This is a genomic window from Streptosporangium sp. NPDC001681 (assembly GCF_040298085.1).
Classification (GTDB): domain Bacteria; phylum Actinomycetota; class Actinomycetes; order Streptosporangiales; family Streptosporangiaceae; genus Streptosporangium.
The window spans coordinates 72054-85952 of record NZ_JBEOZN010000026.1 but is presented as its reverse complement, the minus strand read 5'-3'; the positions used below and the strand labels follow the sequence as shown (position 1 = coordinate 85952).

At 69.9% G+C, this 13899-nt stretch carries 11 protein-coding genes; 6 read left to right on the top strand and 5 right to left on the bottom strand.

From position 1 onward, the window contains the following. From ABT130_RS14985 to ABT130_RS14965, 5 genes are all read right to left on the bottom strand, one after another. Positions 1-3046: endo-1,4-beta-xylanase (locus tag ABT130_RS14985; RefSeq protein WP_350955890.1), on the bottom strand; the 3046-nt coding region annotated here is incomplete at its 3' end. Between the two features lie 141 nt (positions 3047-3187). Further along, positions 3188-4624 carry a glycoside hydrolase family 5 protein gene (locus tag ABT130_RS14980; protein WP_350955888.1) on the bottom strand — a complete coding sequence of 479 codons (1437 nt, stop codon included), beginning with the start codon at positions 4622-4624 and terminating at the stop codon, positions 3188-3190. Positions 4625-4673: 49 nt separating this feature from the next. Further along, positions 4674-5498, bottom strand: coding sequence for a carbohydrate ABC transporter permease (locus ABT130_RS14975; protein ID WP_350955886.1), 825 nt, complete (start codon positions 5496-5498; stop codon positions 4674-4676). Beyond that, positions 5495-6469, bottom strand: a complete 975-nt coding sequence (locus ABT130_RS14970; protein ID WP_350955896.1) for a carbohydrate ABC transporter permease — start codon at positions 6467-6469, stop codon at positions 5495-5497. Before ABT130_RS14970 ends, ABT130_RS14975 begins: the two co-directional genes overlap by 4 nt. An 82-nt stretch (positions 6470-6551) precedes the next feature. Continuing rightward, complete coding sequence (locus ABT130_RS14965) at positions 6552-7847, bottom strand: extracellular solute-binding protein (protein WP_350955884.1); 1296 nt, start codon at positions 7845-7847, stop codon at positions 6552-6554. A gap of 178 nt (positions 7848-8025) precedes the next feature. Between ABT130_RS14965 and ABT130_RS14960 the strand changes: the two genes are divergently transcribed. The 6 genes from ABT130_RS14960 to polX all read left to right on the top strand — a co-directional run bounded on the left by ABT130_RS14960 (position 8026) and on the right by polX (position 13859). Beyond that, entirely contained in the window at positions 8026-9039 is a 1014-nt protein-coding gene (locus ABT130_RS14960) for a LacI family DNA-binding transcriptional regulator (RefSeq protein WP_350928793.1), read from the top strand. Between the two features lie 279 nt (positions 9040-9318). Then, on the top strand, positions 9319-9561 hold the full coding sequence (locus ABT130_RS14955; RefSeq protein WP_350955882.1) for a hypothetical protein: 243 nt from the start codon (positions 9319-9321) through the stop codon (positions 9559-9561). After that, positions 9558-10589: a Gfo/Idh/MocA family protein gene (locus tag ABT130_RS14950; protein ID WP_350955880.1), complete on the top strand. Its 1032-nt coding sequence runs from the start codon at positions 9558-9560 to the stop codon at positions 10587-10589. The genes ABT130_RS14955 and ABT130_RS14950 overlap by 4 nt, the downstream gene beginning before the upstream one ends. Next, a complete protein-coding gene (locus ABT130_RS14945) occupies positions 10580-11419 on the top strand; it encodes a DUF6807 domain-containing protein (RefSeq protein ID WP_350955878.1) in 840 nt (279 codons plus the stop codon). Before ABT130_RS14950 ends, ABT130_RS14945 begins: the two co-directional genes overlap by 10 nt. 18 nt (positions 11420-11437) lie before the next feature. Next, entirely contained in the window at positions 11438-12106 is a 669-nt protein-coding gene (locus ABT130_RS14940) for a cupin domain-containing protein (RefSeq protein WP_350928787.1), read from the top strand. Positions 12107-12173: 67 nt separating this feature from the next. Continuing rightward, positions 12174-13859, top strand: a complete 1686-nt coding sequence (polX, locus tag ABT130_RS14935; protein WP_350955876.1) for a DNA polymerase/3'-5' exonuclease PolX — start codon at positions 12174-12176, stop codon at positions 13857-13859. The last annotated feature ends 40 nt before the right edge of the window (positions 13860-13899 follow it).

Here is a 13899-nt window from a genome sequence, read left to right as displayed (position 1 = left end):
GCATTCCGGCGACCAGTGCCGGGCTCAGGCCTGGGTCCGCGCACATCGTGCCGGCTTCGACGATCAGCGCGCGATACTCCCGGGGGATGTCGGAGACGAGCTGGAGCACCCCCCACCTCGACGTGTCGACGTAGCCGCGCCCGGTCGGGTCGTTCCAGGTCGCGGCGGCCGCGCGGGTGGCGCCGACGGCGTCGTTGACCTGGATGTCGAAGCCGAGCAGGGCGTCCTTGGCCAGGGTGACCGTGGGCAGCCTGATCGCCGCCTCGACCACGTAGCCGCCGGGGACGCGGGTGGCCGCGCCGGTCAGGTTCTCCTTGACCGCGAAGGCGTCGAAGGTGCCGCCGACGGTCTGCCTGCCGGTGAAGCTGATCCGGTACTGGCCGTCGTCATCGTCGTAGCCCTTGGTCTTGTTGTTCTGCGGGTCCACGAAGATCTCGACGGAGTCCTGCTCCCAGGCGTTGGGCGACTCCTCGCTGAGCTCGGGGTCGGTGACGCGGGCCAGCACGTAGAGGGTGCCGGAGTTCCACATCGCCCGCACCTTGGCGGTCGCCCCCGAGGTGCCCTGGATCCGGGTGCCGGTGGTCATCTCCGGCGCCTGGTTCCACGCGGCGTCCACGATGCCGTCCACTACCGGGGTCCTCTTCGGCGCGCGGGTCGTCCTGATCGCCGGGACGGGAGTCAGCTCACCCGCCCAGGAGATCTGCTGACCACCCGCGTCGGCCACGACGACCTTGACACCGGTGGCCGTCCCCGAGGGGAGCAGCGCCTCCACCCGGTAGCCGGTGGCGGTCTTCTTGGTGTGCGCCCTGAAACCGTGGGCGTGCGTGCCACCTCGCTGGATCCGGTACGGCGTGCCGCCCACGGTGAGGGTGACCGTGTCGTTCTTGTTGTCGGTCGGATCGTTGACCTCGGCCAGTACGTACAGGCCGGCGGGTGTGGTGCGCGCCTGCCAGCCGGCGGACAGGTTGCCGATCCTGGCGATGGGGGCGTCGGGCAGCAGGTTCCACTCGTCGTCCCGCTTGCCGTCCACCGTGACCGTGCCTGCGGGCGCGTTCAGGCTCCGGGTCAGCGGGGGCAGCCTGCCGGGGTCGGCGATGCCCCAGTACGCGGGCTTGGCCTGGAGCTCGTCGTCGAACGGCAGTGGCGGGTTGGTCCGGGTGATCGGGAAGGACGACAGCCAGGTCGCGTCGTCGGCGACGCCCCAGATCGTCACCGACGACAGGTGGTCCGCCTGCCGCCGGAAGACGTCGAAGATCTCCCGGTACCGGTGGCCCTGCAGGGCCAGGATCTCGGCGGGCACCGTGTCGTAGGAGGTCACGAAGTCGGTGTAGACGCTCACGTCCAGCTCGGTGACCTGCTGCTCGACGCCGAGTCCGGCGAACTTCTCGATCGTGTCCTCGATGAACGAGGTGGGCGGCTGCTCGACGTTGACGTGCAGCTGGTGACCGACCGCGTCGATCGGGACGCCCTCGGCGCGCAGCTTCTTGACCAGGTCGTAGAACGCCTGCCGCTTGCGCGGGAACTCGGTGTTGTAGTCGTTGATGACGAGCGTCGCGTCCGGGTCCACCTCGCGGGCCACCCGGAAGGCGGTCCTGATGTAGTCGAGGCCGGCGATCTCGAACCATGGGGAGCGGCGCAGCCCGTCCGGCCGGTTCTCGTCGATGACCTCGTTGACCACGTCCCAGGTGCCGATCCTGCCCTTGTAGCGGCCCATCACGGCGCGGATGTGGTTCTCCATCCGCTGGAGCAGGATCTCCTTGGTGGCGCCCTCGAACACCCAGTCGGGGGTCTGGCTGTGCCACACCAGGGTGTGGCCGCGAAACTCCAGGCCGTTGGTGGTCGCCCAGTCGACCAGGTAGTCGCCGTCGGCGAAGGTGAAGTCACCCTCGGCGGGCTCGGTGGCGTCCCATTTGAGGCTGTTGCCGGGGGTGACGCTCTGGTAGTGCTTGGTGATCAGCTTGGCGTGCTCGCCCAGGGTGGCGCCCCGGTAGAAGGCCGCGCCGACGGTGAACGGCAATCTGTCCTTCAGCGAGGGAATGTCGGTCTGGATGGGCCTGGGTTCGACGTAGGTCAGCTGGAAGTCGTCGATGGCGAACGGCTCCGTCCCCGCGGCCGACTCGATGTAGACGCTCAGGAAGTCCACGTCGTGGGCCAGGGTGTAGGTGCCCGCGAGCCTGGTCCACTCGCCGGCGGCCAATGCCCTGGGCGCGGCCACCCGCTCGTAGGCGGGGGTGCCGTCCAGCCTCCGTTCGACGGACAGGCCCAGGCTCTGGGCGCTGTCGGTGCGCACCCACACCGACAGGTCGTACTTCGATCCCTTGGCCATCTTGCCGAGGACGGTCCGTGCGGGACCGTCCCAGGAGGCCTGCCGGTTCGTCACGCCCAGGCCGTAGGCCCCGGTGTGCGCGAAGCCCTCTCCCGGGGTCAGGGTGGCGCCGCCACGCGCGGTCCACTCCTGCGCGCTGCCGGTCTCGAAGTCACTGGTCAGGCCGGACCGGGTGGGGTCGGTGTCGGCGGTGACCACGATGTCGTCGAGCTGGAAGGCGACGGTCTCGCCCGAGCTCTCCGCGTACAGCGACAGGGCCGAGTCGGCTGCGTAGGTGTAGGTGCCGGACAGCCGGACCCACTCGGAGTCGGTGACGGTGGCCGCCGCGACCCGCTCGTAGAGCGTCGTGCCACCTGCCGGGGTGCGCTGCATGGTGAGCGCGACCGTCGAGGACGGCTGACCGGCGACGGCCCGCGCCCACGCGGTCACCTGGTAGCCGACGCCCTTCTCGAAGGGCGGGGTCACGGCCGCTCCGTGCCAGGTCGCACTGCGGCCGGTGGTGAGCAGGGACCGGGTTCCGCCGTGCGCGGAGTCCGTGGTCGCGGTGACCGAGACCCCGGAGCCCCGGGGTTCCCAGCCCTGCGTGCCGGACTCGAAGTCGTAGGTGGCGATGGTGGCGGCGGCCGCGTGCGCGGCGGGGACGGTTGACGCGCCTGCCAGGAATGACAGTGCGAGGGACAACAGGGCCAGGACCGCTGTTCGCGGCCGGGGGGTGCGCATCTCTGCTGGGCTCCTCGGTCAGGTAGGAGTGGGGTGCCGGTGGGACAGCGGGATCTGCCGGGCGTCGCCGCGCGGGTCCTCAGGCGCCACCGCCGTACGGCTCCGTCAGGCATCGCCGTACGGGGTCGCCGTGCGGTTTCCTCAGACGTCGCCGCCCGGGTTCTCACCCTGCCGGTTCTCGCCTCGCGGGTTCTCAGCGAGCGGGCTCTCGGCGAGCAGGTTCTCGGCGAGCAGGTCGAGCAGTGGCTGCCGCCGGACGCAGCGGGTGAGCGCGAAGGAGTCGGCGAGGGCGGTCAGTTCCTCGTCGGAGCAGCCTCGCAGCAGTTCGGCGTACTCGGGGACCAGGGCCTGCGCGATGAGGATGTGCCGGATCAGGTCGTCGGTCTGGTAGCGGGCGCCCCAGGGGTAGGGGTTCCAGGAGGGGAACTCGGTCTCCATCAGCCGGTGCAGCGGCGCCAGCTCACTCGCCGACTCCTCCATCGTCGAGCCCCACCGGTCCGCGCCCAGCCGTCCCTTCTTGGCGATGAAGTCACCGAACCGGCTCATGTACGGTTCACCCGCGCTGACCAGGCCCTGCAGCCCGACGTCCTTGTAGGTCCACAGCGACCAGCCGGCCTGGTAGGAGTCGAAGATCTCCAGTTGGTCGCGGAGGATCTGGTAGCGCTGCCGGTCGATCTCCGCGTCGCCGGTGTAGACGGGGCCGAACTCGCCGACCCACAGGGGGGTGCCCGTCTGGCGCTGGAAGACGGTCCGCCGCTCGAAGGATTTCTCCAGCTGGGCCCGGTCCACCCACTCGCCGCGGGTGTGGCCGGGGTAGGGGCCGCCGTGTGCGAAGCCGGCCAGGGCGTAGTCGTGGCAGACGAATACCGTGTTCTCGTACACCTCGCGGAAGATCGAGAAATCGGTGGAGTAGGTGTTGCCGTCCAGGAACAGCACGTGTCCGGGGTCGACGGCGCGGACCGCCTTGACCAGGCGGTCGTAGAAGGGGCCGACCACCTGCCCGCTGGAGTCGCCGGGCTCGTTGATCGGGTTGTAGCCGGCCACCCACGGGTTGTCCCGGTAGCGGTCGGCCACCGCCTCCCACAGGTGGACGACGCGGTCCTGGAAGTGCCGGTGCTGCCAGAAGGCGGCTATATGCGTGGGATTGTCGGAGTGCCAGTGCTGGTTCTGCGCGCCGGGCAGGGCGTGCAGGTCGATGACGCTGTAGATGCCGCGCTCGGCGAGCAGGCCGATCACCCGGTCGAGGTGGCGGAAGCCCGGCTCGATGATCTCGAAGGGGCGGTCGTCGGACTCCAGGTGACGGTAGTTGATCGGGATCCGGACGCAGTTGACGCCGAGACCGGCGAGGAGCGAGGCGTCGCCCGCGCCGAAGAACGAGGTGAGCAGGCGGTCGAAGAACAGCTCGGCCCGGTCGTCGCCGAGCACCTCCCGGACCGCGGCGCGCATCGTGGCCTCGTTGGCCGGATATCCGGTGATGAAGTTCTCCATGTTCAGCCAGCCCCCGAGGCCTACTCCGCGCAGCCGTACCGGGGTGCCGGCCGAATCGACGAGACGGGATCCGGCGACACTCAGGGTCATGTTTCTCACTCTCCACAACGGTCGTTCGACACAGCGATGAGGTCCCGGCTCAGCCCTTGGTGGCGCCCGCGGTGAGGCCGCTGATCAGCTGGCGCTCGGCGACCGCGTAGAAGGCCAGGGCCGGGACCATGGAGACGATGACGTAGGCCAGGATCTTGGCCGTGTCCGCCGCGTACTCCCCCTGGAACTGCTGGACGCCCAGTGGCAGCGTCCACAGGTTCGGGTCGTTGAAGACCACCAGCGGGAGGAAGAAGTTGTTCCAGCTCGCCACGATCGCCAGCACCGAGACGGTGGCCAGGGCGGGCCTGGCCATCGGCAGCAGCACCCGCCAGAAGAACCCGAAGGGGGTGCAGCCGTCGAGGGTGGCGGCCTCCTCGACCTCGTTGGGGATGGACCGGAAGAAGGTGCGCAGGATGATGATCGTCAGCGGCAGCCCGAACGCGGCCTGCGGCAGGATCACCCCGAGCGGGTTGTCCAGCAGGCCGAAGGTGCGCAGCAGGATGAACAACGGCAGGATCGCCACCGCGAACGGGAACATCAGCCCGATGGCGAACAGCGTGAACAGGAACTCGCGGCCGCGGAAGGCGAATCGGGCGAAGGCGAAGGCCGCCATCGCCGACAGGAACACCACCAGCACGGTGGTCGCCACCGCGATGAACAGGCTGTTGAGGAGCTGGCGCCAGAACGCGCCGGTGGTGATCACGTCGGTGTAGTTCTCGGTGACCCATGGGGAGGGCAGGCCGAGCGGGTTCTCCGACAGCTGGGCGGTGGTCTTGAAACCACCGAACAGGCCGTACACGAAGGGGACGACGATGAACACCGCCGCCACCCAGACGATCACGTGGATCGGGACCGTCCGGAACCGGGTGATCATCGGTGGTCTCCCATCGTGGTACTGGCCCCCTCCAGGTCCCGGCGCAGCACGAACCGCTGGTAGCCGAGGGCGAAGACGAGGCTGATCAGGAACATGGCGACGCTGATCGCGCTGGAGTAACCGATCTGGGTCCGTTTGAAACCGTATTCGAACATGCTGACGGCCATGGTCTCCGAGGCGTGCGAGGGGCCGCCGCCGGTGAGGATCCAGACCAGGTCGAAGAGCTGGATCGTGCCGATGACGGACAGGAACACGCTGACCCTGATGGTGGGGCCGAGCAGCGGCAGGGTGACGTGCCGGAACACCTTCCAGCCACCGGCGCCGTCGATCCTGGCCGCCTCGTGCAACTCCTTGGGGATGCCCTGCAGACCGGCCAGATAGATGATCATGTGGAATCCGAAGTACTTCCAGGTGATCACCAGGAAGATCGAGAACAGCACGGTGTCCGGCTCCGACAGCCAGCTCCACGGCTCCAGCCCCCAGGAGGTCAGCAGCCGGTTGGCCAGACCCGCCTCGGGTGAGAGGATCAGCGAGAACAGCACGCCGGTGATCGCCTCGGAGAGCATGTACGGCGCGAAGAACAGCAGCCGGTAGAGGGCACGCCCCCGGATCCGCTGGTTCAGCATCACCGCCAGGCCCAGCGAGAGCGGCAGCTGCACCACCAGGGAGAGCACGACCAGGATGCCGCCGTGCCACAGGTCGCCGAGGAAGATGTCGCTGTTCAGCAGCCGGGTGAAGTTGTCCAGGCCGATGAAGTCGCTCGGCGGCCCGATGCCGTTCCACTTGTGCAGGCTGGTGTAGCCGGCGACCAGGATCGGCGCCAGCACCAGCAGGGTGAACAGGACCAGGGCGGGGAGCACGAACAGGATCGCGGTGACCCAGCCCCTTCGCGCGCGCCCACCGCCGCGCCGCCTCCGCCCCTCGGCGGGCTTTCCCACGGCAGGGGCCGGACGTGCGTCCGGCCCGGTCATCGTCGTCACCGACCTCGTCCCTTCACCGTGCTCACCGTCGGTTTCCTGGCCTCGATCGGCTCTGTCACCTTCATGCGGACGGCTACTCCGACTCCGACTTCGCCGTCTCGGTGATGACCTTGACGACCTCCTCCGGCGTCTTCTTGCCCGCGATCAGTTCGGCCACGGCGTCGTTGACCTCCTGGCCGACGGCCGGCGGGTAGGCCTGGTCGAGGTAGAGCTGGAAGCCGGTCGCGGCCGACAGCGCGTCGGAGACCACCTTGATGTTGGGGTCGGTGACGGCCGACTCCTCACCCTTGAGCACCGGCAGCACGCCTCCCGCGGCGACCGCCTTGGAGTGGTTCTCCTGCTTGAGCGCGAACTTCAGGAAGTCCAGCGCGGCGGGCGGGGCGTTGACGCCCACGGCGAGGCCGCCGCCGCCGCCGAACGCGTCGCCCGCGGAGCCCTTGCCCCCGTCCACGGACGGGAAGGTGAAGAACCCGAGGTCGTCACCGAGGCCCTTGCCGGAGTCCTTCTGCACGGACGGCGCCCACTGGCCCATCAGTTCCATGGCGGCCTTGCCGTTGCTCACGGTCGCGGCCTGTCCGTCGGGGGTGGAGTAGTCGGCGTTGAGGAAGCCCTTCTGGAACGGCTGCAGGTCGACGAGTTCCTTGAGCCGCTGCCCGGCGGCGACGAAGTCGGGGCCGGTGAAGTCGTTGGTGGTGCCGGCCTGGCTGAGCGCGTCCAGACCCGCCACCCGCATGGCCAGGTAGGCCCAGTAGTAGTGGCCCGGCCACTTGGCCTTGCCGGCGAGGGCTATCGGGGTGGTCCCGGTCGCCTTGATCTTCTTCACCGCGTCCAGGAACTCGGTCCAGGTGGCGGGCGGGGTGGAGATGCCGGCCTTGGTGAAGATCGACTTGTTGTACCAGAAGCCGACCATGCCGATGTCGGTGGGCAGCCCGTAGGTCTTCCCGTCGAACTGGTAGGCGGCCAGCGAGGCCGGGGTGAAGCCGCCGAGGATGTCACCGGCCTCCGCCGACAGGTCCTTCACCAGGCCCGCCTCGATGTGCTGCTTCAGGACACCGCCACCCCAGGTGGAGTAGAGGTCGGGCGCCTTGCCCGACTGGGTGAGGGTGGCGAGCTTCGGCTTGTAGGAGTCGTTCTCGATGCCGACGTTCTTGATCGTCACATTCGGGTGGGCCGCCTGGTACTCCTTGATGAGGTCGGCCCAGAAGGACTTGAGCGGTTCGGCCGTCGCCAGGTTCCAGAACTCGAAGGTGACCTTCTCCGAGCCGGCGCTCGCGCCCGGTTTCGCCCCGTTGTCGTCTCCGCTCGTGCCGCAGGCTCCAAGAAGCACCATCGATGCCGCCAGCGCCACCACGCCTCGCCGACTCAGCATGGGGTTCCCCTTTCGGGAGTGGGTCTGAAAAATTTCATAGGTTCCCCGAATATTTCGTGACCCGGAGGATAGGTAAACTGTCGGTTACGCGTCAATAGCCGCCGTGGTAGCGAGCTCGAACAGCAAGGGAGACAGCCCCCTTACGGGTCTCCGAAAGCTTTCGGTTAGTATTCGCCGCATGCCATCCAAGAGGCGGGTGACGATCGCCCTGATCGCCGAGGAGGCCGGGGTCTCCGCGCCCACGGTCTCGAAAGTCATCAACGGGCGGCCCGAGGTCGCCTCCGAGACCAGGCAGCGGATCGAGCGCCTGCTGCACAAGCACGGCTACATACGCAGGACCGGCCAGGGCGACGAGCCCGTCGGCCTGGTGGATCTGGTCTTCACCGAGATCGAGAGCCCGTGGGCGATGGAACTGGTGCGCGGCGTGGAGACCGCGGCCCGCGAGGTCGACGCCGGCGTGGTCGTCTCGGTACTGCACAGCCACGCGGGCCCGGGCAGGGACTGGGTGGAGCGGATCGCCACCCGGCGCACCGACGGGGCCATCCTGATCGGCTCGCGGATCAGCGCCGCCCAGCATGGCCAGCTGGCCGCCAGGTCCATCCCCTTCGTGGTGGTGGATCCGGAGGGCGAGCCGCCGCCGGGAGTCGCCTCGGTCGGCGCCACCAACTGGAACGGCGGCCTGGCCGCGACCCGTCACCTGCTGGAGCTGGGCCACCGCCGGATCGGGATGATCGGCGGCCCGGCCGGCATGCTGTGCAGCCGGGCCCGCATCGACGGCTACCGCGCCGCACTGGAGACCGCGGGGATCGCGGTGGACCCCTCGCTCATCGGGTACGGCGACTTCCTGGTCGGCTCGGGCCGCGACCTGGGCCACGCGCTGCTGTCGGCGGCGGACCCGCCCACCGCGATCTTCGCCGGCAGTGACATGCAGGCGTTCGGCGTCTTCGAGGCGGCCAGGCAGCGTGGCCTGCGGGTGCCGGAGGACCTGTCGGTGGTGGGCTTCGACGACCTGCCTTTGGCACGTTCCGCCTGGCCGCCGCTGACCACCGTGCGCCAGCCGCTCCAGGAGATGGCCGCGCTGGCCACCCGGATGGTGCTCGGCCTCGACCGCGGCGGGCACGAGCCCCGGCGGGTGGAGCTGGCCACCGACCTCGTGGTCCGCGACAGCACCGCCCGCCCTGACGGCTGTTGACTGCCGCCCTCCGAAACATTTACGGTGATCGACACGAAAAGTCTCGGTAATCTTGTGAAACTTTCGGAAAGCGGGTTCCCGCATGTCACGACGTCACAGGGCACCACTGACACCGATCCTCCTGCTCCCCGACCTTCCTGATTTCACCGGCGGAACAGGGCGCGCTCCGATACCGTCTCCACGTCGCCGCCGGGCGGGCGCAGACGTGAGACGCCTGCGGAGCCGAGGTGAGACCTGGATTCGTCCGGGCACCTGGCCGTGAAACAGGAACCCACCGAGATGTCGCGTCAGCGACATGGCAGGAATCGTCGGCGTTCACGCCGGGGAGGACGTCAAGTCCTCTGGTTCGGCGCCACCCGGCGCCTCATCCGGATCGGCGAGGCCGAGGTGACCTACCGCGTCTCCAAGCGGCTGTGGGCACTGGCCGCCCACAGCCGCTTCACCTGGCTCGGCCCGGTCCGGCTCTCCGTCACGCTGTCCGGCCCCACACCCGAGACATCCGTGCCGCGAGGACCACGATGATCCGGGTGGCGGTCGTGGGCACCGGCGGCATCGCGGGAATCTGCCATCTGCCCGCGCTGCGCACCCAGTCGCACCGGGCGCGGGTGGTGGCCGCCGCGGACACCGACGAGGCGCGGGTCAGGGCGTTCTGCACCGAGCACGCGATCCCGCGGGCGTACCCCTCCCTGGAGGCGATGCTCGACGCCGAGCGGCCCGACCTCGTCCACCTGTGCACCCCGCCGCACCTGCACGCCGCCCAGGCGAGGATCTGCCTGAAGGCCGGCGCCTGGGTGTGGATCGAGAAACCCGCCTGCCGGTCGCTGGCCGAATACGACCTGATCACCTCGGCCGAGGGGCCCGGCTACGCCTCGGTGGTCTCCCAGCACCGGTTCGGCTCCGGCGCGCGCCACCTGCGCGCCCTCGCCCCCGAGCTGGGCCGAGCGCTCGTCGCGCTCTGCGTGACCGCCTGGTACCGCGACCACGCCTACTTCGAGGCGCCCTGGCGCGGCCGATGGGAGACCGAGGGCGGCGGCCCCACCATGGGTCACGGCATCCACCAGATGGACCTCATGCTGTCGATCCTGGGCGACTGGTCGGAGATCCGCGCGATGACCGGCACGCTGGACCGCCGGATCGAAACCGAGGACGTCTCGATGGCCGCCGTCCGCTTCGCCTCCGGAGCCATGGCCTCGGTGGTCAACAGCGTGCTGTCCCGGCGCCAGGAGAGCTACCTGCGCTTCGACTACACCGAGGCGACGGTGGAGCTGCGCCACCTGTACGGCTACCGCAACGCCGACTGGAGGTCCACCTCGGCGCGCTGGAACCCGCCGGCCGACCTGCCGAGCTCGCACGAGGCGCAGCTGGCGGAGCTGCTGGACGCCTACGAGCGCGGCGAGCGCCCGCCCATGAGCGGTCCCGAGGGACGCCGGTCGCTCGAACTGATCACCGGCCTGTACGCCTCGGCGTTCACCGGCCGGCCCGTGCTCCGCACCGATCTCACCCGCGATCACCCCTTCTACCACCGCCTGGACGGACGCGCATGGAGCTGACCTTCACCGAGCGCGGCGTCGAGATCCTGCGCTACGTCCACCGGCCGGAAACACCGGTGTTCGAATCGCCCAAGCCCTACTTCCACCCGATCAGGACCCTGGCGGGCGACGTGGTCAGCGCCTACCGCCCGCACGACCACCGCTGGCACCGGGGCCTGCAGCTGACCGTCTCGGACCTGTCGGGGGAGAACTTCTGGGGCGGCGGCAGCTACGTTCGCGCGGCCGCCGGATACGTGGACCTGCCGAACAACGGGACCATGCGGCACGAGGAGTTCCTCGCCCCCGGCGTGGAGCGGCTGACCTGGCACACCCAGGGCGGCGAGCACTGGGTGGACGAGGTGAGGACCTTCGAGGTCGGCGACGTCGGCGACGACTCGTGGGCGCTGGAGCTGTCCACCGCGATCACCAACGTACGCGGAAGGGACCTGGTCTTCGGCAGTCCCACCACCTCAGGCCGCCCGATGGCCGGGTACTGCGGCCTGTTCTGGCGCGGGCCCCGCTCCTTCGAGCACGGCCGGGTGATCGCCGAGGGCGGCGAGGGGCCGGAGATGATGGGCCGGGAGTCGGCGTGGCTGGCCTACAGCGGCACCCACGACGAGGTCGACCGCTCCTCCACCCTGCTGTTCCAGAGCGCCCGGCCCACCGTCTGGTTCGTCCGCACCACGCCGTTCGCGGCGGTCAACCCCTCCATCGCGTTCCATCGCGAACTGACCCTGCCGCCCGGCGCGACGCTGCGGCTGCGCTACCGGATGGTCGTGGCCATCGGCGTGTGGGACCGCCCCCGGCTGGAGGCATACGTCCAAAGGCACCCGTGTCCGGCACCGGCGTGAGAGACCCAGGGAGCACCCGTGTTCGGCACCGGCGTGAGCGATCTGACCGTCTACGACTGGCCCGCCGCCGACGGCCTGCGCGGTGGCTCGCCGCACCTGCACACCCTGTGTGCCGAGGCGTACGCCGTGGTGGCCGGTTCCGGCAGCGTGCAGACCCTGACCTGGGACGGTTACCAGGAGACGGCGCTGGCCCCCGGCTCCGTCGTCTGGTTCACCCCGGGCACCGTCCATCGCCTGGTCAACGACGGTGACCTGCGCATCGTGGTCCTCATGCAGAACAGCGGCCTGCCCGAGGCCGGCGACGCCGTCCTGACCTTCCCCCCCGACGTCCTCGCCGATCCGGCCGGCTATGCCGGGGCCGCGCGCTCGGCCCCGCGCGAGCGCCGCGACCTGGCCGTCGAGGGGTTCCTGCGGCTCCGCGCCGCGGGCCGCCCCGGTTTCGCCGCCTTCCTCGCGGCCGCCGCCGGCCTTGTCGGCCCCCACCTGGACGCCTTCGAGTCCCGCTGGCGCCAGGGCCCGCTGCGCGCGGCGGAGACGACGGGCGCCCGGCTGGCCGCGCTCCGCGCCGGCGACCTGGCCCACCTGCGCGAGGCGGCGGTCACCCGGATGCCCTCCGTACCCCGCGACGGCATGTGCGGCCACCTGCTGACCTATCCGGCGGACCGTCCCGATCGGGACGGGGCCTGAGGCCGGCGGCGGGCGCGGCGGACCGCCGGGAGCGGGAACTGTCGGTGCGATCTTCTAGGCTGGCCCCATGGCACGAGCTAACGACGACGTCGCGGCCGCTCTGGAGGAGTACGCCGAGCTGTTCGCGATGACCGGCGGCGACGCGTTTCGGGTCCGCAGTTACCAGAAGGCCGCCAAGGCGATCGCGGGTTCTCCCGAGGACATCACGGCCGTGCCCGTGCGAAGCGTGCCGGGGGTGGGCGAGGCGATCGCCAAGAAGGTCGAGGAATACCTGGAGCGGGGCAGCTTCCGGCAGCTCGACGACCTGCGAGGGAAGGTTCCCCAGGGAGTGCGGCGGCTGACCCGGGTGGCCTCGCTCGGGCCGAAGAAGGCGGTCTTCCTCTACCAGGAGCTGGGCATCGACTCCCCCGAGGCCCTGGCGAAGGCCATCGGAGAGGGGCGTCTCGAGGGCGTCAGGGGCTTCGGCGCCAAGACCGTGGAAAACTTGCTCAAGGGGGTCGAGAACCTGGCGGAGAACAGCGCCAGGATGCACATCGGAGCCGCCATGGACCTGGCGGAGCGGGTCATCGCCTCGCTGCCGGGTGCCGAGCGGATCGCCTACGCCGGGTCGCTGCGCCGGATGAAGGACACCATCGGCGACGTCGACGTCCTCGCGGTCGGCCCCGAGTCGCTGATGGACGACTTCAAGGCCCAGCCCTACGTCGCGGAGGTCATCGCCTCGGGCGACAAGAAGACCTCGATCCGCACCGCCCAGGGTGTCCAGGTCGACCTGCGCCTGGTCCCCGCCGAGTCGTGGGGCGCCGCGCTGATGTACTTCACCGGTTCCAAGGAGCACACGGTGCACCTGCGGGAGATCACGGTGAAGAAGGGCTGGAAGCTGTCGGAGTACGGCCTTTTCGAGGGGGAGCGGGTGATCGCGGCCGCGACCGAGGAGGAGGTCTTCGAGGCGTTCGGCATGGAGTGGATCCCGCCGACCCTGCGCGAGGACACCGGTGAGATCGCCGCCGCGCTCGCCGGTGAGCTGCCCAGGCTGGTCACCCTGGAGGATCTGCGGGGCGACCTGCACACCCACACCGACCTGACCGACGGGATCGCCTCGCTGGAGGACATGGTCGCCGCCGCCCACGCTCGCGGCTACTCCTACTACGCGGTGACCGACCACGCGCCCGACCTGGCGATGCAGCGGATGACGCTGGAGGCGGCCCTGGAGCAGCGCGAGCGGCTGCACCGGCTGCAGGAGAGATATCCGAAGATGCGGCTGCTGCACGGCAGCGAGCTGAACATCGCCCCCGACGGCTCGGTCGACTGGCCGGCCGAGGTGCTGGCGGGCTTCGACGTGTGCGTGGCCAGCGTCCACTCGCACTTCACCCAGTCACGCGAGGAGATGACCCGGCGCCTCGTCACCGCGTGCGAGAACCCCCACGTGCACATCATCGGCCACCCGACCACCCGCAGGATCGGCGCCCGGGGGCCGGTGGACGCCGACTGGGACGAGGTGTTTCGCGCCGCGGCCCGCACCGGCACCGCGATGGAGATCGACTCCTTCCCCGACCGCTCCGACCTCCCCTCGGACCTGGTGCGGCTGGCGCAACACCACGGCGTGAAATTCTCCATCGACAGCGACGCCCACGCGGTTCCCCATCTCGACAACCAGCGGTTCGGCATCGGTGTCGCCCAGCGCGGCTGGCTCACCGGCGACGATGTGATCAACACCTGGCCCCTGGAGCGGTTGCTGGCTTTCCTCGGTCGTTGAGGGGATGATTGAGAGCGGCAAGGACGTGGCCCCCATCGTG

Bases quoted from the DNA above. Each gene is read 5' to 3' on its own strand.
- ABT130_RS14980 (WP_350955888.1), bottom strand. From the start codon at position 4,624: ATGACCCTGAGTGTCGCCGGATCCCGTCTCGTCGATTCGGCCGGCACC.
- ABT130_RS14975 (WP_350955886.1), bottom strand. From the start codon at position 5,498: ATGATCACCCGGTTCCGGACGGTCCCGATCCACGTGATCGTCTGGGTG.
- ABT130_RS14970 (WP_350955896.1), bottom strand. From the start codon at position 6,469: ATGACCGGGCCGGACGCACGTCCGGCCCCTGCCGTGGGAAAGCCCGCC.
- ABT130_RS14965 (WP_350955884.1), bottom strand. From the start codon at position 7,847: ATGCTGAGTCGGCGAGGCGTGGTGGCGCTGGCGGCATCGATGGTGCTT.
- ABT130_RS14960 (WP_350928793.1), top strand. From the start codon at position 8,026: ATGCCATCCAAGAGGCGGGTGACGATCGCCCTGATCGCCGAGGAGGCC.
- ABT130_RS14955 (WP_350955882.1), top strand. From the start codon at position 9,319: ATGTCGCGTCAGCGACATGGCAGGAATCGTCGGCGTTCACGCCGGGGA.
- ABT130_RS14950 (WP_350955880.1), top strand. From the start codon at position 9,558: ATGATCCGGGTGGCGGTCGTGGGCACCGGCGGCATCGCGGGAATCTGC.
- ABT130_RS14945 (WP_350955878.1), top strand. From the start codon at position 10,580: ATGGAGCTGACCTTCACCGAGCGCGGCGTCGAGATCCTGCGCTACGTC.
- polX (WP_350955876.1), top strand. From the start codon at position 12,174: ATGGCACGAGCTAACGACGACGTCGCGGCCGCTCTGGAGGAGTACGCC.